Source organism: Amycolatopsis sp. Poz14, from assembly GCF_006704225.1.
Lineage (GTDB): Bacteria > Actinomycetota > Actinomycetes > Mycobacteriales > Pseudonocardiaceae > Amycolatopsis > Amycolatopsis nivea.
Map to the genome: position 1 here is coordinate 529,792 of NZ_JACLHD010000002.1, position 20,502 is coordinate 550,293.

General features: G+C 70.0%; 19 protein-coding genes. 11 read left to right on the forward strand and 8 right to left on the reverse strand.

The features are described 5' to 3' along the window. The first annotated feature begins 49 nt into the window (after positions 1 to 49). From FKO37_RS46245 to FKO37_RS46290, 10 genes are all read left to right on the forward strand, one after another. A complete protein-coding gene (locus tag FKO37_RS46245) occupies positions 50 to 604 on the forward strand; it encodes a DUF3558 domain-containing protein (protein WP_238608623.1) in 555 nt (184 codons plus the stop codon). Positions 605 to 716: 112 nt separating this feature from the next. Then, positions 717 to 1,208 carry a hypothetical protein gene (locus tag FKO37_RS46250; RefSeq protein WP_238608624.1) on the forward strand — a complete coding sequence of 164 codons (492 nt, stop codon included), beginning with the start codon at positions 717 to 719 and terminating at the stop codon, positions 1,206 to 1,208. After that, positions 1,205 to 1,807 carry a DUF3558 domain-containing protein gene (locus FKO37_RS46255; RefSeq protein ID WP_238608625.1) on the forward strand — a complete coding sequence of 201 codons (603 nt, stop codon included), beginning with the start codon at positions 1,205 to 1,207 and terminating at the stop codon, positions 1,805 to 1,807. Before FKO37_RS46250 ends, FKO37_RS46255 begins: the two co-directional genes overlap by 4 nt. Continuing rightward, positions 1,807 to 2,433 carry a DUF3558 domain-containing protein gene (locus tag FKO37_RS46260; RefSeq protein WP_238608626.1) on the forward strand — a complete coding sequence of 209 codons (627 nt, stop codon included), beginning with the start codon at positions 1,807 to 1,809 and terminating at the stop codon, positions 2,431 to 2,433. The genes FKO37_RS46255 and FKO37_RS46260 overlap by 1 nt, the downstream gene beginning before the upstream one ends. 98 nt (positions 2,434 to 2,531) lie before the next feature. Further along, positions 2,532 to 3,077, forward strand: a complete 546-nt coding sequence (locus tag FKO37_RS46265) for a DUF3558 domain-containing protein (protein ID WP_238608667.1) — start codon at positions 2,532 to 2,534, stop codon at positions 3,075 to 3,077. Beyond that, positions 3,077 to 4,372, forward strand: coding sequence for a hypothetical protein (locus tag FKO37_RS46270; RefSeq protein ID WP_205673289.1), 1,296 nt, complete (start codon positions 3,077 to 3,079; stop codon positions 4,370 to 4,372). The genes FKO37_RS46265 and FKO37_RS46270 overlap by 1 nt, the downstream gene beginning before the upstream one ends. A gap of 2 nt (positions 4,373 to 4,374) precedes the next feature. Next, entirely contained in the window at positions 4,375 to 5,121 is a 747-nt protein-coding gene (locus FKO37_RS46275; RefSeq protein WP_134670360.1) for an ESX secretion-associated protein EspG, read from the forward strand. Between the two features lie 109 nt (positions 5,122 to 5,230). Next, complete coding sequence (locus FKO37_RS46280) at positions 5,231 to 6,652, forward strand: acyl-CoA synthetase (RefSeq protein WP_238608627.1); 1,422 nt, start codon at positions 5,231 to 5,233, stop codon at positions 6,650 to 6,652. Further along, positions 6,649 to 7,965, forward strand: a complete 1,317-nt coding sequence (locus FKO37_RS46285; RefSeq protein WP_238608628.1) for a carboxyl transferase domain-containing protein — start codon at positions 6,649 to 6,651, stop codon at positions 7,963 to 7,965. The genes FKO37_RS46280 and FKO37_RS46285 overlap by 4 nt, the downstream gene beginning before the upstream one ends. A 365-nt stretch (positions 7,966 to 8,330) precedes the next feature. Then, complete coding sequence (locus FKO37_RS46290) at positions 8,331 to 9,740, forward strand: MFS transporter (RefSeq protein ID WP_134731496.1); 1,410 nt, start codon at positions 8,331 to 8,333, stop codon at positions 9,738 to 9,740. An 82-nt stretch (positions 9,741 to 9,822) separates the two neighbouring features. Here the strand turns inward: FKO37_RS46290 and FKO37_RS46295 are convergent, their stop codons facing one another. Next, positions 9,823 to 11,187, reverse strand: coding sequence for a neutral zinc metallopeptidase (locus FKO37_RS46295; protein ID WP_255807414.1), 1,365 nt, complete (start codon positions 11,185 to 11,187; stop codon positions 9,823 to 9,825). Positions 11,188 to 11,278: 91 nt separating this feature from the next. On the opposite strand from FKO37_RS46295, the gene FKO37_RS46305 reads away from it, so the two are divergent. Continuing rightward, on the forward strand, positions 11,279 to 12,937 hold the full coding sequence (locus tag FKO37_RS46305; protein ID WP_238608629.1) for a DUF2207 domain-containing protein: 1,659 nt from the start codon (positions 11,279 to 11,281) through the stop codon (positions 12,935 to 12,937). A gap of 21 nt (positions 12,938 to 12,958) precedes the next feature. On the opposite strand, the gene tsaE is transcribed toward FKO37_RS46305, so the two are convergent. Genes tsaE through FKO37_RS46340 form a run of 7 tightly spaced genes read right to left on the reverse strand, consistent with a single transcriptional unit; the run spans position 12,959 to position 20,491 of the window. Beyond that, the gene (tsaE, locus tag FKO37_RS46310; RefSeq protein ID WP_275291651.1) at positions 12,959 to 13,414 is read right to left on the reverse strand and encodes a tRNA (adenosine(37)-N6)-threonylcarbamoyltransferase complex ATPase subunit type 1 TsaE; all 456 of its coding nucleotides are present in this window, start codon (positions 13,412 to 13,414) and stop codon (positions 12,959 to 12,961) included. Further along, positions 13,411 to 14,499, reverse strand: coding sequence for an alpha/beta fold hydrolase (locus FKO37_RS46315; RefSeq protein WP_238608630.1), 1,089 nt, complete (start codon positions 14,497 to 14,499; stop codon positions 13,411 to 13,413). The genes tsaE and FKO37_RS46315 overlap by 4 nt, the downstream gene beginning before the upstream one ends. Then, positions 14,496 to 15,617 (reverse strand): alanine racemase, encoded by a 1,122-nt coding sequence (gene alr, locus FKO37_RS46320; protein ID WP_134731500.1) that lies wholly within the window; start codon positions 15,615 to 15,617, stop codon positions 14,496 to 14,498. Before alr ends, FKO37_RS46315 begins: the two co-directional genes overlap by 4 nt. 29 nt (positions 15,618 to 15,646) lie before the next feature. Next, positions 15,647 to 16,747 carry an ABC transporter ATP-binding protein gene (locus FKO37_RS46325; protein WP_037816234.1) on the reverse strand — a complete coding sequence of 367 codons (1,101 nt, stop codon included), beginning with the start codon at positions 16,745 to 16,747 and terminating at the stop codon, positions 15,647 to 15,649. A gap of 3 nt (positions 16,748 to 16,750) precedes the next feature. Continuing rightward, complete coding sequence (gene xylB, locus FKO37_RS46330; protein WP_043835269.1) at positions 16,751 to 18,184, reverse strand: xylulokinase; 1,434 nt, start codon at positions 18,182 to 18,184, stop codon at positions 16,751 to 16,753. Further along, the gene (locus FKO37_RS46335; RefSeq protein WP_238608631.1) at positions 18,174 to 18,998 is read right to left on the reverse strand and encodes a DeoR/GlpR family DNA-binding transcription regulator; all 825 of its coding nucleotides are present in this window, start codon (positions 18,996 to 18,998) and stop codon (positions 18,174 to 18,176) included. The genes xylB and FKO37_RS46335 overlap by 11 nt, the downstream gene beginning before the upstream one ends. Positions 18,999 to 19,048: 50 nt before the next feature. Continuing rightward, on the reverse strand, positions 19,049 to 20,491 hold the full coding sequence (locus tag FKO37_RS46340; RefSeq protein WP_238608632.1) for an NAD(P)H-hydrate dehydratase: 1,443 nt from the start codon (positions 20,489 to 20,491) through the stop codon (positions 19,049 to 19,051). Positions 20,492 to 20,502: the final 11 nt, after the last annotated feature.

Below are 20,502 nucleotides of genomic sequence, written 5' to 3' on the forward strand. Positions count from 1 at the left end.
TCCGAAGGGGACAAGGGGGCGGGTTTGGGGGTGCGGGAGGATACGTTCCGTGACCAAGCTGTCTATCGCGGCCTTGTTCGGCAGCGTGCTGGTTCTGGCCGGTTGTTCGGCCGCTCCGGCCCCTCTCTCGGAGTCGTCCGCGCCGCCCGAGGTGCCGCAGGTGCCCCATCCGCTCAACGTGCGGAAATACGAACAGGACCCGTGCGCCCTGCTCCCGCAGGCAGCGGAGGTCTTCGGCGCGGTCCGCAACCGCAAGATCACCGGCAATGTAGCCCCGGTCTGCAGCTGGAACGACCGCGAAAACAGCTCGCTGGCCGTCGGTCTCGTCCCTGGGCAGGGCGGCCTCGCCACCGTCTACGGAAACCGGAGCAGCACCGGCTACTTCGAACCGGCCCCCTCCATCGACGGCTACCCGGCTGTCTACACCAACGTCCTGGACAACCGTTCAGACGGCGGTTGCCAAGTCGCGGTCGGCGTCCGCTCCGACGAGACGTTCACCAGCTCAGTCATCCTCTTCCCGCGGTCCCCCTCCTACGCCGACCCCTGCGCAGTCGCACTCAAAGCAGCTACGGCGGTCGTCGCCACCCTCCGGGCAAGCTCCTGACACCTGCCCGGCTTGGGGGATTTTGTCCACACGGGGAACCTCGACCGATTAAGCTCAGTCAGAGCATCGGCAGTCGCAGACAGTGCCGCCGGGAGCGAGGGGGAGCGTCGTCGTGGGCAATGGGCAGTCGTCCAGCAACAGCCAGCCGGTGGACGGTCGCGCGGGGTACGTCGACCCGGAAGAGCAGGCCAAACGCGACCGCCAGGACAAGCAGTTCGGCGAAGCGATGAACTCCAACGGCGTACGCGTCTACCAGCAGCGCGCGGCAGAGGACGCAAAGGTAAACGCCGCCGCGGCGGGCGGCGGGTTCAACATGGACGTCGACGCGATGCGGAAGCTGCAGCCCAAGTGGCAGGGGATCGCGGACAAGCTCGCTGACATGATGCAGTTGGGCGATCAGTTCAAGGGTCTGCCGCAGCCCGCTGAGGATCCGGCCAGCACGTTGCAGAAGAAGGCCGCAGACAGTCACGCCGATGCGTATATGGCAAGCCTCAAGCAGCAACAGAGCTACGCACAGGGCTACGCGAATCAGCTGAAGAACGCCATCGCCAAGTACGAAAAACAGGAGCACGCGAACACCGACGGCCTGCGCAAGCAAGGATGAGCCGGGTGAAGACGACCGTTTACGCCGCGGCAGGCGCGCTCCTGCTGCTCACTGTGACCGCCTGTTCTTCCAACCCGGGCACCCCAGCCCCGGCGACCTCGGAGTCGTCCGCGGCACCGCCCAGCTCCACAAGCAACGTCCCCAAGGTGAGCAACCCGCTCGACGCCGCCAAATACGAGCAGAACCCCTGCGCCCTGCTCAGCCAAGCCCAGGCGACCCAGCTCATCAACTCCGTCCGCAACCGCCAGGCCGCAGGCGCCGTCGCGCCCATCTGCAGCTGGATTGACGCCGACGGCAACCGGATCGGACTCGGGCTCCTCCCGCACCAGGGCGGCTTGGCCAGCGCGTACCAGCACCAGGACAGCCAGTCTGGTTACTTTGAAGCGATTCCCGACATCAATGGTTACCCGGCGGTTCTTTCCGGAACGACCGACAGCCGGAAAAGCGGCGGCTGCCAGGCCATCGTCGGGATCAAAGACGACGAAACCTTCACCAGTTCGATCCTGCTCCAGCCGCAATCGCCGCTCTATCAGGATCCGTGCTCTCTGGCAGTCAAAACGGCCGCGGCCGCCATCACGACGATCAAGGCCGGTACGTGATGACGAGCCGCATCGTCACTGGGCCCGAGTCGGCAAAACCGGTCACCTTCGCTGCGGCAGGAAGTCTCGTTTTGCTCGCCGTCACTGCCTGCTCCTCGACCCCGGGCACACCGGTTCCGGCGACACCTGAGTCGTCCTCGGCACCGACGAGCACCGCGCACAACGTGCCCAAGGTGGCCAACCCGCTCGACGCCACCAAGTACGAGCAGAACCCATGCGTCCTGCTCAGCCAAGCTCAGGCGACTGAGGTCATCAGCTCCGTCCGCAATCGCCAGGGCAAGGGGCTCGTCGCGCCCATCTGCACCTGGTACGACGCCGACAACAACAGCGTCGGCCTCGGACTCCTTCCCGGGCAGGGCGGCCTCGCCGGCGCCTACACCAACGCCGACAGCGAATCCGGCTACTTCGAAGCCGCCCCCGACGTCAACGGCTACCCCGCCGTCTTCGCAGGCACCACCGACGACCGGAAACGCGGCGGCTGCCAAATCGCCGTCGGAATCAAAGACGACGAACTCTTCACCGCATCCGTGCGCCTTCGAACGACGTCGCCTCTCTACAGCGACCCGTGCTCGCTCGCGGTGAAAACGGCCGCTGCTGCTGTTACGACGATCAAGGCAGGTACGTGATGCCAGCCCGTGCCGTGCTGGACATCATCCGGCCCAGAGCAGCAGAACCCGCGAAGCCCGTCGCGCTCGCTACGACCGGCAGTCTGCTGTTGCTCGCCATGACGGCTTGTTCGTCCGTTTCCGGAACACCGACCCAGGCAACGTCGCGGCCATCTTCCGCACCGACGAGCACCGCGCACAGCGTGCCCAAGGTCGCCAACCCGCTCGACGCCACCAAGTACGAGCAGAACCCATGCGTCCTGCTCAGCCAAGCTCAGGCGACCCAGCTCATCAGCGCCGTCCGCCACCGCCAAGGGCAAGGCATCGTGGCACCCATCTGCAGCTGGTACGACGACCGGGACAACAGCGTCGGCCTCGGGCTGCTCCCCGGACAAGGCGGGCTGGCAGGCGCCTACACCAACGCCGACAGCGACTCCGGCTACTTCGAAGCCGCCCCCGACGTCAACGGCTACCCCGCCGTCTTCGCGGGCACCACCGACGACCGGAAACGCGGCGGCTGCCAAATCGCCGTCGGGATCAAGGACGACGAGACCTTCACCGCGTCCGTGCTGCTCGACAAATCGTTCCCCGGCTATGCCGACCCGTGCGCATTGGCTGCGAAAACCGCCGCCGCTGCCGTCACCACTCTCAAGGCAGGTGCTTGATGGGCAACCTCTCCCCGCAGGAAATCGTTCGCCTGGTCAAATCCGGCAAGGGTTCCGGTGGCATGTTCCACGGTTCCGACCAGTCGGCGGCGCTCTCCGCTCAGCACGAGGACATCGCCAACGAAATGCGGCAGCTCCAGAGCGCGATGGACGAGTACTGGAAGGGCGACGCCGCCGGGCGGGCCTACGTCGGGGCCGGGCCGCTGGTCCAGGCTTCCCAGACCAGTGGCCAGCACCTCGCGCAGGCGGAGGCGCTCTACTCCGGCCAGGGCGGTTCCTTCGAGGGGCTGCGCGACAAAATCGCGTCGGTCGGCGATCTCGGGGACAAACCGTCGGACGACTGGGTCAGCGACACTCCGTTGTCCTTCCTCTCCAACCGTGCCGACGAAATCGACGCGTGGAACAAGAAAGCGCAAGAAGTCGTCAGCAGTTACGAGTCCTATCACGGGGAATCGACCGAGAACTCCGCTCGATGGGCGGACCCGTCGCAATACGGCGAGCTGGCCCTCCCCTCCGCAGGCGGTGATTTCACCATCACCCAGCCCGGCGGCACCGGCACCGCGCATCTGCCGACGCACTACACCCCGGGTGGCCCCGGCGGCACCGCTGGGACCTACACCGAGGGCGGCTACGTCGGCGAAACCACCGGCAGCACGGGCGGCACCGACAGCGGCACCAGCCACCGCGACCACACCAACGATCGCACTGGGCCGCCGGGGACCTTGCCTCCTTCGGAGACCCATCGGTGGGATCCGGGGCCTCCGCCGCACACCAACCCGCCGGAGACGCCGGGCAAATACGTTCCTCCGCACAACAACCTGCCGGACGACACCCGGACGTCCAGTTACGTTCCGCCGGACCTGACGAGCGTCAACAACCCCACCAGCACCGGCAATCCCAACTCCTGGTCGGTCAACAGCAGCAACCCCAACACCACCGGCGGGGGCAGCAGCGGTCTGTTCACGCCGGGGCTCCCCGGGACCGGCGGCGGCAACGCGGGCAGCCTCGGGAACACAGGCAACACGGGCAACGGCAACAGCGTCGGCCGAGGAGCGGGAACCGGCACAGGACCGTTCGGCAGCGCGGAAGCCGCCGGGCGAGGCGGAGCAGCGGCGGGAGCCAACGGGCGCGCGGGGGCACCCGGTATGGGCGCGGGTGCGATGGGCCGCGGTCAGAAGGGCGAAGGGGAAGAAGACCTCGTCCACGAGACCGCTGACTACCTGGTCGAGCAGGACCCGGACGCCGCCCTCATCGGGGACCTTCCGAAGGCGGTTCCGCCGGTGATCGGGCTCTGACGATGCTCGTGCTCGCCCGCGAGGTGGTGCTCCCTGCCGACTGCCTGCCCCTCGCGGCGGAACTGGCTGGGGTTTCGCTCCCGGCGGCGCTCGCGCCCGATCCGCTTTGGCGCGACCCCGAGGAGATGCGCGCGTACCGCGAAGCCGCGGTGAGCGCGATGGCCGACCAAGGCGTGTGGGGGCGCGGCGGTCTGGACGAGACGTTCGTCCGGACCATGACGGTGTTGTGCCGTGGGGCCAGCGAACTGTCGGCGACCGTCGAGAGCGGGCGGGACCGGCGGTACCGGCTGGTCGTCGCGGCCTCGAACAAGGACGCGGTGCTCGCCTGCCACATGCCGTCCACCAGCACCGTGGTGTTGCGGCCAGCGCGAGCCGAGGCGCTGGCCGAGGATTTGATCCGGGAGTTGCCGCGCGTCCAGCCCGCGCAGGGGCAGGCGGTGTCGGTGCCGGAATCGGCGTTGAACCTGGCGATTGACGGCGGCCCGGCGCGGCAGGACGTCCGGCATCTGCTCGACGTCGCCGCGTTGCCGAGGGCAGGCGGCGGGCAGATCACCGCGGCGGTTCGCGACGGGCTCGGCGGGCGGCGGATCAGCGGGCGCGACATCTGCACGTATTACGACACCGAGCACGGGCGCTACCTGTTCTCGTTCTCCGAAACCGACGGCGGCGAGCGGTACGTGAACGTCGCACCGGCCCGGTACGAAACGATGGTCGAGCGGGTGCGCGCGCTGCTCGATAATCTCGCCTGAACCTGGGTACCCCTGACAATCAGGATCTGTGAATCGCGTCGCAGGTGGCGAGCGCCACAAGGCGGTACGGTGCGGTTCCAGGTGCCGGTGACGCAGGAGGTCCGCGAAAGTGCCCGATCCGCTGTTCCCCGCAGTCGCCGCCGGATCCGGCAAGGAAGCGCTGCGCTTCGGCGACCGAAAACTCACCTACGCCGAACTCGGCGCGGTCGCCGGGGCGCTGGCCGCCGAGCTGCCGCGGGACCGCCGGGTCGCGGTGTGGGCGACGCCGACGCTGCACACCAGCGTCGCGGTGGTCGCCGCGTTGCTCGCCGGGGTTCCGGTGGTGCCGCTCAACCCCAAGATCGGCGAACGCGAACTCGGCCACATCCTCTCCGACAGCGAGCCCGCGCTGGTGCTCGCCGAGCCCGGCGTCGAACTGCCCGCCGCGCTCGACCTGCCGCGGCGCGACATTCCGCTGGAGGGCGACGGGAAGCCGCCGGCCGGCGAGCCGGACGCCGAAGCGCCCGCGTTCATCGTCTACACGTCCGGCACGACCGGTCCGCCCAAGGGCGTCGTACTCCCCCGCCGCGCGATCGCGACCACGCTCGACGCGCTCGAGGACGCCTGGCAATGGACGGCCGACGACGTGCTCGTCCACGGCCTCCCGCTGTTCCACGTCCACGGCCTGATCCTCGGCATCCTCGGTCCGCTGCGCCGCGGCGGCTCGGTACGCCACCTCGGCCGGTTCTCCCTCGAAGGCGTCACCGGGGAACTAGCGAACGGCGCGACGATGCTGTTCGGCGTCCCGACGATGTACCACCGGATCGCCGAAGCGGTCGCGACCGACGAAGCCCTCGCCGACGCGCTCAAGTCCGCGCGGCTGCTGGTCTCCGGCTCGGCCGCGCTGCCGGTGCACGACCACCAGCGGATCACCGCCGCGACCGGACAACAGGTCGTGGAGCGCTACGGCATGACCGAAACGCTGATGAACACCAGCGTCCGCGCCGACGGCGAGCGCAAGCCGGGTTCGGTCGGCGTCCCGCTCGCCGGGGTCGACCTGCGGCTGGTCGACGAGACCGGGGCCGCGGTCGAGGAGCCCGACGCGGTCGGCGAGATCCAGGTCCTCGGGCCGAATCTGTTCACCGAGTACCTCAACCGCCCGGACGCGACCGCCGCCGCGCTCGACGGCGGCTGGTTCCGCACCGGCGACATGGCCACCCTCGACCCCGACGGCTACGTCCGGATCGTCGGACGCAAGGCCACCGACCTGATCAAGAGCGGCGGCTACAAGATCGGCGCGGGCGAGATCGAGAACGCGCTGCTGGAACACCCGAACGTCGCCGAGGTCGCGGTGACCGGCGAACCGGACGACGACCTCGGCGAACGGATCGTCGCGTGGGTCGTGCCGGACGGCGAACGCCCGACGGTCGAGCAACTCGCCGACCACGTGTCGAAGCTGCTCGCCCCGCACAAGCGGCCGCGCGTCGTGCGGTACCTGGATGCGTTGCCGCGCAACGACATGGGCAAGGTCATGAAGCGAGCGCTGGGATGAGGACGACCGCGCGCGAGCTGCTGGCCGGCCTTTCCACCGGGTTCACCGATCTGCCCGTCGCGGACACTCCGGCGGACGATCCGCTCGGCTGGCCGGGATATCCGGAGGCTAGGGCCGCAGCCGCCGCGCGCACGGGCGAAACCGAATCGGTGGTCGTCGGGGAAGCCCGCGTCGGCGACGTGCCCACGGTGCTGATCGCCTGGGAGTTCGGCTTCCTCGGCGGTTCGATCGGACAGCAGACCGGCGACCGCGTCGAAGCCGCCTTCGCGCACGCGAAAGAGCGTGGACTGCCCGTGGTTTCGCTGGTCGCGACGGGCGGCAGCCGGATGCAGCACGGCATGCGCGCGCTTTCCCAGCTCCAGCGAATCGCGCGCGCCGCCGCGGAAGCACGCGCGGCGGGCGTCCCGCAGATTTCCGTTCTGCGCGACCCGTCCACCGGCGGCGGCTGGGCGACGCTCGGTGCCGGTTCCGACGTCGTGTTGGGACTGCCGGACGCCCAAGTGGGCTTCGCTGGCTCCCGCGTACGGCCTGCGACGTCACCCGCAGAGGCGTACACCGTCGAAGCGAAGCTTGAGTGGGGCCAGGTCGACCGTCTCGTTGCGACAGAGGAACTGGGCGACGTACTCGCGCGATGGCTACGGCTGTTGGCTTCTCCGTCGACAGAGCCCGTTCCCCCGCCAAAAGCCCTTCGCAACGCCGCGCTGCCCGAAACCGGCTGGGACGCTGTACGAGCGGCGCGCGCCTCTTCGCGAGCGCGCGCACCCGAGTACCTCGACGCGTACTTCGACTGGCGAGAGAACATACAAGGCGACCGTGCCGGTCACGTGGACGAAGGCGTCCAATGTGGCTTCGGCTGGCGAGACGGCCGCGCGCTCGCATACGCAGCACAGTGCGGCACCGCGACGCGTCCGGCAGGCTTCCGCACTGCGGCACGACTCGTCCGGTTGGCGTCCCGGCTAGGGATTCCAGTGCTGACTCTGGTGGACACTCCCGGCGCGGCGAACGACGCGGAAGCGGAAGAAGGCGGGATCGGGCCAGCGATCGCGGAGCTGTTCGAGGCGATCGCCACCGCCGCGGTGCCGGTCACGACGCTGGTGATCGGCGAGGGCGGTTCCGGTGGCGCGCTGGCTTTCGCCGCTGAAGGCGCGACGTGGATCGCCCCGGACGCCTACTTCTCGGTCACTTCCCCGGAGGCCGCGGCGGCGATCCTGAAACGCCCGATGACCGACGTGCCGACCGTGGCCGACCAGCTGCGGTTGCGTCCGCAGGACCTGGTCGGCCTCGGCCTGGCAGTCGGGATCGTCGAGTCCTAAGGGGTCACGCCTCGACGGCGCGGACCCGCCACTTGCGCTGCGCGTAGGACGCGAGGGTGGCCGCTACAGCGACTCCCGCGGTTGCACAGCTTGCGATGGCCACGAATACTGCCGTCATTGCGGCTCCTCCTCACGGGTTGCGCGCGTCAAATGCCGTCGGCGAATCCGGATGATCCGCTGGCCGACGCGTGCGAGTTGATGGGGTTTTACAGGTATCTACCTGCTATAACGCATGCTCCCCGGTCTGCGTTACCTGCGCTACCCCCGAGCGGGAGTGAGACGTGTCACGTTAGGCTTTGGACCGCTCGCGGTAGGTGATGTCGGGGGCTCTGCGCAGTGAGTCCCGAAAACGCGAAGGGAGCGATGTGACAGAGGCAGCAGACGGGAGGGGGCCGTCGGGCGGCGCCACCGTCACGGACGACGCGACAATGCGCCGGGCGGTCGGCGCGGCCGCGGTCGGCAACATCACCGAGTGGTTCGATTTCGGGGTCTACGGCTACCTCTCCACGACCATCGAGGCACAGTTCTTCCCGCCCGGCAATCCCGCGCTGGCCCAGCTCGCGACGTTCGCGACCTTCGCGGTGGCGTTCCTGGTGCGTCCGCTCGGCGGCCTGTTCTTCGGCCCGCTCGGCGACAAGATCGGCCGGACCAAGGTGCTCGCGGTGACGGTCATCCTGATGGCGACCGGCACGTTCCTCATCGGACTGATCCCGTCGTACTCCTCGATCGGGCTGGCCGCGCCGATCCTGCTGGTGTGCGCGCGAGTCCTGCAGGGCTTCTCCACCGGCGGCGAGTACGCCGGCGCGATGACGTTCATCGCCGAGTACAGCCCGGACCGCCGCCGCGGCTACTTCGGCAGCTTCCTGGAGTTCGGCACCTTCATCGGGTACGCGCTGGGCGCGACCGTCTCGTCGGTGCTGCCGCTGGTTTCGACGCCGGCCTTCATGGACACCTGGGGCTGGCGGATCCCGTTCATGGTGGCGCTTCCGCTCGGCATCGTCGGGGTCTACCTGCGGACGAAGCTCGAGGAGACGCCCGCCTTCCAGCAGCTGCTCGACGAGTCGGGCAAGCGCGAGGACGCCGAAGCCAAGCACGTGGTCCGCACGATCTTCGCGAAGTACTGGCCGACGATGCTGCTGGCCGGCGGGCTCGTGGTGACCTGGAACGTCACCAACTACATGCTCACCAGCTACATGCCGACCTATCTGAAGGACGACCGCACGATGTCCGCGAACGGCGGGCAGGCGATCTCGGCGACCGCGGCGGAATGGCTGCAGATCGGCGTGCTGTGGCTGGGCGTGCTGCTCATCCCGCTGCTCGGCAGGCTCAGCGACAAGGTCGGCCGCAAGCCGATCCTGTGGGTCGGCGCCGGCGGGCTGATCGTGCTCGGCCTTCCGATGGTGCTGCTGCTCAAGAGCGGGTCGCTGATCTCGGTGCTGCTCGGCCTGGTCCTGATGGGACTGCTGCTGATCTGCTTCTCCTCGACCTGCCCGTCGACGCTGCCCGCGTTGTTCCCGACCGAGGTCCGCTACGGCGGGCTGTCGATCTCGTTCAACATCTTCGTGTCCGCGTTCGCCGGGACGGTGTCGCTGGTGATGAGCGCGCTGGTGCTGGCGACCGGGGATCTCAAGTGGCCCGGGTACTACCTGATGATCGCCGGCGTGGTCGGTGTGATCACGCTGCTGAAGCTGAAGGAGACCGCGAAGAAGCCGTTGCCGGGGTCTTCTCCGTCGTTGTCCGCTTCGGAGGACGCGGCGGCCAAGGCCGGCCAGTAACCGCCTGACGAGCTGGGAAGGGCCCCTCGCGTTCGAGGGGCCCTTCTTGGTGTTCAGGCCACTTGCAGCTCGTCGTGGCGGGTCAGGCCACGTCGGAGGAGTTCGCCGTCCAGGTGTTGCACTGCTGGGTGCGGTTCTTCGTCGCGCCCTGGCGCCACCAGGCGATGGAGTGCTCGTCGGTGCCGTGGTCGCGAGGACCGTCGCCGTGGTCCCCGCGGTCCTCGGAGTCCCAGGCCTCGTTGTAGATGTTGCGGTCGATCGACCCGCCCGCGCTCGACGACGCGCCGAGGAACATGCCCGAGAAGCACTGCGCCTGCAGTTCCAGCCGGCGGGACAGCTCCAGCCCGGCGGCGGAGTCGGCGCCCGCGTCGTACCGCTGTTCGCTCATCGCATCCTCGACGCCGGACAGGTTCTGCACGTGGTGCCCGTATTCGTGGGCCAGCACCGCGAGGTAGATGCCGGGATGCGCGCCGTACTGCTCGATCTGGAGCTTGTCCATCGGCATGTAGATGGTCTCGTTCGTCGGGCAGTAGTAGGCGGCGAAATTGTCGCCGGACGAAGTGCACGGGCTTTGCATCTGGCCGGACTGCGCGACCACCAGGTTCGGGCCCTCGAACGGAAGGCCCGCGTCGCCGAGCACCGGCGCCCACACCGTGTTCAGGCAGCGGATGCCGGACTGGAAGAACCGTTCCGCGCCTGCCCGGTCCGAACTCCATCGGCTGAGCGTGCACGCCACGTTCTGCAATCCGGCGTCGGCGCTGGCGAACAGCGGGTTCCGCGCGGTCTCCTTCACCGGTTGCGGGCCGCGGGGCGCCGGCGGGGCCTCGGACGCCGGTTCCGAGTCGCTGGTGGTTTCGCGGGTTTCCCTGGTTGTCGAGGCGGTCGTGGCCGAAGTGCTGCTTTCGGTGGTGTACCGGGTGGGCGACGTTTCCCTGGAGACCGGGGAATACGTCGGCGGCGGGGTGCTCGCCGCGTCGACGCGCTTGTCTTTGTGCACGGCCGCACCGAGCGCTGCCAGTCCCCCGACGACCAGCACGATCGCGCCGAGCACCGAGACCAGCACGATCACCCCGGCGTGCGATTTCTTCGGCGGTCGCCCAGCGCGGTAGCCGTCGAGCCGGGCGCCCGCACCGAATGCCGGCGCGGGCACACCAGGGGACGCGGCGAAGGGTCCCGGTGCCGGAGCGACCTGCGGCGGCGGCAACGGCGCGGCAGGCGGCGGCAACGGAACTGCCGGTCCGGCAGCGGGAAACGGCGGTCCGGGAGGGAACTGCGGTGCCGACGGCCCGCCCGGAAACTGCTGTCCCGGCGGCATCCCCGGCCCCGCCGTTCCGCCGCCTGGCATCCCGGCGCCCGGCGGCATCCCGGGCGGCAGCGGCCGCGGCGGCGGGAGCGGGGCGGCTCCCGGCGGCACCGGATAAGGACCGCCTTGCGGTGGCCAGGTCATCGTTCCCCCTGCGATTGCGTGATTCGCGTAATCCGGCTTTTTTCACTGCCGGGGCACCCAGCCTAGCCGGTGTGCTCTAGGCTCTGCTGCCGTGGCGAGGAAATGGGTTTCCGCGGCGGCGATCGCGGCATTGGCGGTGCTATCCGGCGCGAGTCCGGCGGCGGCCTTATCCGGAACCGGGCGGCATTCCGAGAATGCGCAAGCGTCCCCCGAAGCGACTGCGGAAATCGCACTTAAACTGTTGCGCGACGGCGGCTTCCAGGTCACCGAGAAGGTGACTGTCCCCGGTGGACAGCGGCTGGTGTCCACCTTGCCGTTGCGACTGCCCGCCGACGACGGGCAGGACCTCCGCTACACGGTGCGGGACGCGAAGGCCACCGGCGGCGGTGCCGTCGCGCAGGCCGACGACCAGCTCACGCTCACCTTCGGCGCGGGCGAATCCACCGTCGTCTACACCCTCGCCGGCGCCCTCGCCGACCAGGGCGGCGGCCAGCAGGTGCACGCACTCGTCGCGGGCGGCTTCGACCAGCCGGTGAAGGAAATCAAGGCGTCCTTCCTCGCCCCGGCCCGGCAGATGGCGCCGGTGACCTGTTCGATCGGCGCGAACCAGCCGTGCACGCTGTCCGAGGTCGACCACACCGGCGTGCTGCGGCTGCAGCAGAACGATTTGCCGCCGGGCGCGCGGATGGAACTGTCGGTCGGACTGCCGCCGGGAACCGCACCGGCGAATGCCGATTTCGTGCCGGCCAGCGCATTGGCGGCGGCATTCTCGCTCACCTTGCCGTCCGTCATCGGCTTCGCCGTGGTTGCCGTTTTGCTGATTGCCGCCGCGCTATTCGTATGGCGGCGCCGAAAGCAGGACGAACTCGCGACCAGCACCGGCGATACCACAATTGAAGTCCTGTTGCGGGAAAACGGCCGAACTTGGTTCGCTTCTCCGGACGGGGTGCTTCCCGGGCAGATCGGCACCGTGATGGACGAGTCGGTGGACCCGGTGGACATCGCGGCCACCGTCGTCGATCTGGCGGTGCGGAATTACCTGTGGCTGGCCGAGCTTCCCGGTCCGGACTGGCAGATCTCCCGGCGGAACCCGCCGGACGAGCACCTGCGCGATTTCGAGCGGGTGGTCTACGAAACGCTGCTGCCGGAAGGAACCGACACCGTCCTGCTGTCCCGGCTAAGCGATCTCGACGCGGCACCGATCCAGGACTCCATGTACCGGGACGTCGTTGCCAGCCAATGGTTCTCGCGTCGTCCGGACACCTCGCTCGGAGTGCTGGCGCTGCCCGGCATCCTGCTGTTCGTGCTCGGCTTGGTCGCGACGGCGGTGCTTTCGTTCACCGTCGGGCACGCGCTGCTGGGCGTCGCGGTCGCGCTCGCCGGCCTGGGTCTCGCCGCGGCTCGCGCGCTGCTGCCGTCCCGCACCGCCCGCGGCCGCGCGGTCGCCGGCCAGATCCGCGGGCTGTTGCGCTACCTGCACCGGGTGCGCGCGGAAGACATCGAACGCCCGGCGGACCGCGAGATGGTGTTCTCCCGTTCTCTGCCGTACGCGGTGGTGCTCGGCGACACCGAACGCTGGCTCGGCGCGTTCGCCGACTTGGACCCGGACGCCGACGGCCAAGCCGGCCTCTCCTGGTACGGCGGCGTCGAACAGGACGACGACCTGCGTCGCTTCGGCCCCCGGCTGCTGGCCTTCCTGGCCGCGCTCAACCACGCGCTGACGAAGGAACCGTCGAAAACCGGGTCGTAGCGGAGTGCCGGACGGGAAGCGCTAGGCGGCTTGCAGCTCGTCGACCCGGGTGGTCCAGGAGCCGTGCGGTTCCAGCACGACGGTCCGGGTGTCGTCGTCGTGCCGGGTCAGGCGGACGACCAGGTGGTCCTCCGACAGCCGCTCCGCGCTGCCCTCGCCCCATTCGACGACCACGGCGGACGATTCCAGGTCGGTGTCCAGATCGAGGTCGTCCAATTGGGACAGATCGCCGCCGAGCCGGTACGCGTCCACGTGGATCAGCGGTACCCCGGCCGCCCCGGCGGCGTGCACCCGCGCCAGCACGAAGGTCGGCGAGCTGACTCGTCCGCCGACCCCGAGACCGTCCGCGATCCCTCGGGTCAGTGTCGTTTTCCCGGCCCCGAGCGGACCGTCCAGCAACACCACGTCGCCCGCGCGCAGGGCCGCGCCCAGCGTCCGCCCGAAGGCCATCGTGTCCTCGGGGGTTTCCAGAATCACTTTGTCCACCACCAGTTTCGCCGGTTCGGCGCGGCGCTGCCACCACAGCGCTGCAGCAGGTCGATGAGATGGCTGTTCACCAGCTCGGGCTGTTCGAGCTGCACCATGTGCCCGGCTCCGCGCACGCGCACCAGCTCGGCGTCCGGCAGCTCGGCGGCGATGCGCTCGGCGTGCGCGAACGGCGTGAAACGGTCCGAATCGCCGCCGATGACCAGCACTTGCGCGTGGTTCAGCCCGGCAAGCACCGCGTAGCGATTGTGGCTGCCGAGGGTGTCCACGAAGTTGATCAGACCGCGCACCGGCGTCACCGCGAGCATTTCGAGCATGAAGTCGACCAGGCGCGGCGAGACGTCACGGCTGCCGAACGCGAGCCGGCGCACTGCCTGCCGGGTCAGCTGACCGCCGGCCGCGCGGACGAACTCCACCAACCCGGGTTGCCACCCGGCCAGCTCGCCGACGCCGCGCGTAAGCGGGTTGTACTTGGACAGCAACGGCCTCGGCAACCCGCGCGCGCCGACTTCGCCTGCCGCGGTCGCGATGAAGGCGACGCCGCATACGCGGTCCTCGAAGAGGTCTGGCCGTTGCGCGGCCAGCTCCATGATCACCATGCCGCCCATGGAATGTCCCATGAGGACGATCGGCCCTTCGGGCACTATCGCGCGCAGGACGCTGTCGAGGTCGTGCGCGAGCTGTTCGATCGTCGACGTCTCCGTGGACGCTTCGCCGGACAGACCGTGACCGCGATGGTCGAAGTAGACCTGCCGTACGCGCGGCAGCCGCAGCGAAGCGACGTCGCGGCGTTGGAAGTGCCACGAGCGCCGCGAAAGCGCGAAGCCGTGTACGCCGACGAGAGTCAGCTCCGGCTGCTCGCCGTCCTCAGGATCGATCTCCTCGACCGACAGCGGCGTACCGTCTTCAGCCGCGACAGTGGACGTCCGGTCCGGCTTCAGCTCGCCCAGCGGCTCGTCGGCGAACGGGTCTTCGGTCGGTTTGCGTTGCTGCGACGCGACAACCGCCGCTGCCGCACCCGTCACTACCGCTCCGACTCCGCCGACGATCGCCCACAGTCGCGCCGAAGGAGTCACGCCCGCTCCCCCACGTACCGGCGGTGTACGCGTGGCCGGTACATCGAGGTGACGATTTCGTAGTCGATGGTGCCGATCTTGTCCGCCCATTCGCGCGCGGTCGGCTCTCCCGAACGGCCCGGTCCGAACAGCACGACCTCGTCGCCCACAGCGGGCACGTCCTCGTTGCCGACGTTGACCACGAGCTGGTCCATGCAGACCCGCCCGACGACCGGCCGTCGCTTCCCGCCGAGCCAGACGTCCATCCGGCCGGACAGCGTGCGCGGCACCCCGTCGGCGTATCCGGCGGGCACGAGCGCGAGCGTGGTGTCCTCGTGCGCGGTCCAGGTGTGTCCGTAGGAGACGGATTCGCCTGCCGCCAGCGGCTTGGTGAGCACCACGGTCGACCGGAAGGTCATCACCGGACGCAGGTCGTCGTCGGTGGGCACCGGGTTGAGGCCGTACATCGCGATGCCCGGGCGGACCATTTCGAAGTGCAGGTCCGGCCTCGTGAGCGTGGCGGCGGAGTTCGCCAGGTGCCGGATCGGGTCAAGACCGGCGGCGCGGGCCGCGTCGTAAGCCTCGGCGAACAGCTTCGCCTGGGCGTCGATCGACGCGTGCCCCAGCTCGTCAGCGCAGGCCAGATGCGACCAGATGGCCACGACCTCGACGCCGCGCGCCTTGGCCGCGGCTTCGACCAGCTCAGGCCAGGCAGCGGGCGGGCAGCCGTTGCGGCTCAGCCCGGTGTCGATCTTGAGGTGCACGCGGGCGCGCTTCCCGGCCCGCTCCGCGGCGGCGTCGACCCTGGCCAGCTCGCCGAGGGAGCTGACGCCGAGGTCGATGTCCGCCTCGATGCCGGGCGTGAAATCCAGCTCCGGCACGTCCAGCCAGCTGAACAGCCGCACGGACAGACCCGCGGCGCGCAGGTCGAGGGCTTCGCGCAGCGAGCAGGTGCCGAGCCAGCTCGCCCCGGCCTCGACCGCGGCGCGGCCGACGGGGACCGCGCCGTGGCCGTACCCGTCGGCCTTGACCACGCACATCACGGCCGCGCCGGGGGCCCGGGCGGCCAGCAAGGAAACGTTGTGGCGCACTGCGCCGAGATCGACCACGGTCTCGGCGTGCGGAGAACTGGCAGTCATAACGACTGCCAGTTTCCCACGCTATCGGCTCAGGAGAGACGCTGCCCGGACGTGCCGGAGAACACGTGCAGCTCGTCCGGACGGATTCGCAGGTGCAGGGTGTCGCCCATGCCGGGGGGCGTACGCGGGTCGACGCGGGCGACCACGTTGCGTGACGAACCCTCGGCGCTCTCCTCGACGCCGGCGCCGAGCTTGCCGTAGACGTAGGCGTCCGAGCCCAGCTCCTCGACCAGTTCGACCTTGATCGGCAGCGAGCCGGCGGTGTCGGTGGTGACCTCCAGCGACTCCGGGCGGAAACCGATGGTGACCGTGTCGCCGTCGGCCGCGGACCGGACCTCGGGCTTGAGCGGCACCTGCACACCGCCGACCTCGGCGCCGTCCGCGGTGAGCTTCGCGGCGACCAGGTTCATCGCCGGGGAGCCGATGAAGCCCGCGACGAAAACGTTTGCGGGCCGGTCGTACAGGGCGCGCGGGGTGTCGCACTGCTGCAGCAGACCGTCCGACAGCACCGCGACGCGGTCACCCATCGTCATGGCCTCGACCTGGTCGTGGGTCACGTACACGGTGGTGACGCCGAGCCGGCGCTGCAGCGCGGCGATCTGCGTACGGGTCGAAACGCGCAGCTTCGCGTCGAGGTTCGACAGCGGCTCGTCCATGAGGAAGACCTGCGGCTCGCGCACGATCGCGCGGCCCATCGCGACGCGCTGGCGCTGACCGCCGGACAGCGCCTTCGGCTTGCGGTCCAGGTACTGCTCGATGTCCAGCAGCTTCGCCGCGTCGAGCACCTTCTGCTTGATCTCCGACGCGGGCCGCCCGGCGATCTTCAGCGCGAAGCCCATGTTCTGCGCGACCGTCATGTGCGGGTACAGCGCGTAGTTCTGGAACACCATCGCGATGTCGCGCGAACGCGGCGGCAGCTGGGTGACGTCGCGGTCGCCGATCCAGACCGCGCCGTCGTCGATGTCCTCCAGGCCCGCGAGCATCCGCAGCGCGGTGGACTTGCCCGAGCCCGACGGCCCGACCAGCACGAGGAACTCGCCGTCGGCGATCTCCAGGTCCAGCGCGTCGACCGCGGGACGCTCGGTCCCGGAGTAGCGCCGGGTCGCCTTGTCGTAGGTGATGCTGGCCATCGGTCAGTCCTCTCCCAATTTCGCGGAAACCCCGTGCGCGGCCTCGCGCGCCTCGAGGTGGCGTTGCTGGATCTCGATGCCCGCGGCGCGCAGCGCCCCGGTCGGCTCGCCCAGTTCGAGCCGGTTTTCAGTTCCGTGCCAGGTCGGCGGCTCAGCGGTGCCCGCGAGCGCCCAGGCGGCCTGCCGCGCGGCGCCGAGCGCGACGTACTCGCCGACCTCGGGGATCACGACGGGCAGCCCGAGCACGATCGGCGCGATCGCCCGCACCGCGGCGGACTGCGCGCCGCCGCCGATGAGCAGCACGCGCTTCACGGCCATGCCCTGCGCGCGCACCGCGTCGAGCCCGGCGGCCAACCCGCAGACCATGCCCTCGACGGTCGCCCGCGCGACGTTCTCCGGCGTCATGTTCGCCCTGGTCAGACCGTGCAGCGAACCGGTCGCGCCGGGCAGGTTCGGGGTGCGCTCGCCGTCGAGGTACGGCAGCAGCGTGAGCCCGCCCGCACCCGGTTCGGCGGACAGCGCGAGCCGGTCGAATTCGGCCAGGTCGACGCCGAGCATCGCCGCGCCCGCGGTGAGCACGCGCGCGGCGTTGAGGGCGGCGGTCAGCGGGAGGAACCGGCCGGTGGCGTCGGCGAATCCGGCGACCAGGCCGCTCGCGTCCGCCGCGCCGGTCTCGGTGACGCCGAAAACCGTGCCGCTGGTGCCGATCGAGATCACCGCGTCGCCCGGGGCCAGTTCGAGCGCGAGGGCGGCGGCCATGTTGTCGCCGGTGCCCGCGGAGACGAGCATGCCGTCGCTGGTGTGCCCGGCGACGTCGGACGGGCCGAGCACCGTCGGCAGATCCGGGGTGCGGCCGCCGAACGCGTGCGCGAGGACGTCGTGCCGGTAAGTGTTGTCCGTCGGTGAGAAATACCCGGTGCCGGAGGCGTCGCCGCGATCGGTCACCGCGGTTTCCGGGCGGCCGAGCAGCCGCCAGGTCAGCCAGTCGTGCGGCAGCAGAACGCGCGCGACGCGGTCGGCGTTCTCCGGTTCGTGCTCGGCGAGCCAGCGGAGCTTGGTGACGGTGAAGCTCGCGACCGGCACCAGCCCGACCGACTTCGCCCAGACACCGGGTCCGCCCAGTTCGTCGGTGAGGTCCTTGGCCGCCTGCGCGGAGCGGGTGTCGTTCCACAGCAGCGCCGGCCGGACAACCTCGCCCGCCTCGTCGAGCGTGACCATGCCGTGCTGCTGCCCGCCGACGCCGATCGCCTTGACCCCGTCGAGCACGTCGCGAGTGGCGTCCGCAAACGCTTGCGCCCACGCTGCGGGGTCGACCTCGGTGCCGTCCGGATGCGGTGCGCGGCCCGTGCGCACGACCTCGCCGGTGCGTGCGTCGCAGACCACGACCTTGGTCGACTGGGTCGACGAATCGACCCCGGCCACCAGCTCAGCTGTCATAGGGCTGCCCCTCCTCGACGTACTCCGCGGCCTCGACCGCCGTGCCTTCGTTCAGCGCCGCCTCGATCTCCTCGGTGGGAGTGGCTTCGCTGGTGATCAGGAGGTCGTAATCGCCGACAGTGCCGTGCGCGTACGTCGCGGTGCGGCCGAACTTCGAGTGGTCGAGCACCAGCACATTGCGGTTCGCGGCGCGCAGCACGGCCTTCTTGAGCTCGGCGTAGTCGCGGACCGGGTGGAACAGCCTGCCCACCGCGACCGCGCTCACCGAGACGAACGCGATGTCCACGCGAATGCGCTCGAGCAGTGCGAGGACGTCGGGACCGGAGCAGGAGTCGTATTCGGGGTGGTAATGCCCGCCGGCGAGGACCACGTCGACGCCGGTGCCCAGCAGCCGCGCGGCCTGCAGCGAGTTGGTGATGACGGTGAGGCGCTCGACCCGGGCCAGCCGCTCGACCAGCGGGAACAGCGTGGTGGAGTCGTCGACGAACACCGCCTGGCCGGGCTCGACCTGCTGAATCGCGAGGTCCGCGAGGGCTTCCTTCTCGGCCGAGTGCAGCGTGAACCGGCTGGCGGTCTCCATGGTGAGCGCGGGATACGCCTCGACCTTGCCGCGCAGCTTCCGGAGCAACCGCTTGTCGGCGAGCTCGTCCAGGTCGCGGTGCATCGTCATGAGGCTCACGCCGAACCGCGCGGTGAGGTCGTCGATGCGGACTTCGCCCTGGTCAATGACGTAGTCGAGGATGTCCTGCCGCCGCTGCTCCACCGCGGCGTCGGACGGGCGCGTCTTCGGCCGTCCTGGCGTGTCTCGACTCACATCTTGTTCTTACCAGATATCGCGAGCCGAATTAACACGTAACTCGATAACTATGCGGTCGCGCGAACCAATCGGAGCGCGGCGGGGATGGCGTCGACCAGACCCGACGCCGACGTCGGCACGTCATCGGCGGCGAGCGCCCCGGCCAGCGAATGCACCTGCGCGGCGGCCGCGGCGGCCAGCCACGGGTCGAGCCCGGCGGCGAGCAGCGACCCGACCAGGCCGGTCAGCACGTCGCCGGAACCAGCGGTGGCCAGCCACGACCCGCGTGGGGTGTTCACCGCGACGCGGCCGTCCGGTGCGGCGACGACCGTGCAGTGGCCTTTCAGCAGCACAACCGCGTCGTACTTCTTCGCCGCTTCCCGCGCCGCGGCGACCCGATCCGCGCCCGGGCGGCGGCCCATCAGGCGTTCGTACTCGCCGGCGTGCGGGGTGAGCACGAGCGGAGTGTCCGGGTCGCGGGCGTCGAGGACTTCGGGAGTGTTCGCGATGATCGTGGTGGCGTCGGCATCCGCGCACACTGGGACGCCCTGGCCGAGAATGTGCCGCAGGATCTCGCGACCCTCGCCACCAGTGCCGATGCCCGGGCCGACCACCCACGCCTGCACCCGGCCAGCGTCGGTGACCGAGCCGGTCGCGACGATCTCTGGCCAGCGCGAGCGCACGACGTCCGCGGCGTGTCCGGCGTAGCGGACCATGCCCGCCGTCGCACGCACCGCGGAACCGGACGCGAGCACCGCCGCGCCGGGGTAGGTCGCCGATCCGGCCGCGATCCCGACTACGCCCTGGGTGTATTTGTCGTCCTCCGGACCGGGGATCGGCCACGCCTCGGCGACGTCGGCCAGGTCAAGGCGCCGCAGATCCGGCTCGTCCAGCCAGGGCCGCAGGCCGATGTCCACCAGCACGACCTCGCCGCATTCCTCCGGGGCCAGCACGTGCACGGGCTTGAGCGCCCCGAAAGTGACCGTGCGCGCGGCGGTGACGTGTGGACCGTCGACCGCGCCGGTGTCCGGGTCGACGCCGCTCGGCAGATCCACCGCCACTACCGGCGCTTCGATCCGCGCGACCAGCTCGGCCGCTTCCGGACGCAACGGGCCGCGAGCCGAAATGCCGACGATGCCGTCCACGACGACATCCGCCCGTTCGATCCACTGTGGACTGTCCGCTATGGACACCACGCGACCGCCGGATCGCCGCAGTGCGGCCAATCCCGCCGGATGAGCCTTCTCCGGCTTCAGCAATACCGCGGCCACCGCGACCCCGCGCCGACGCAGGAAAGCACCAGCCCACAAGGCATCGCCGCCGTTGTTGCCCGAGCCGACCAGCAGCACCACCCGCCGACCGGAGACACCGCCGGTGTCCTCGGCCAGCAACCCGGCCACCTCGGCGGCGAGGCCGAAGGAGGCGCGGCGCATCAGCTCGCCGTCCGGAGTGCGCGCGAGCAGCAGGTCCTCCGCCGCGCGAATCCGTTCTGTAGTCCAGATTCCCTGCACGGCGGCGGCTC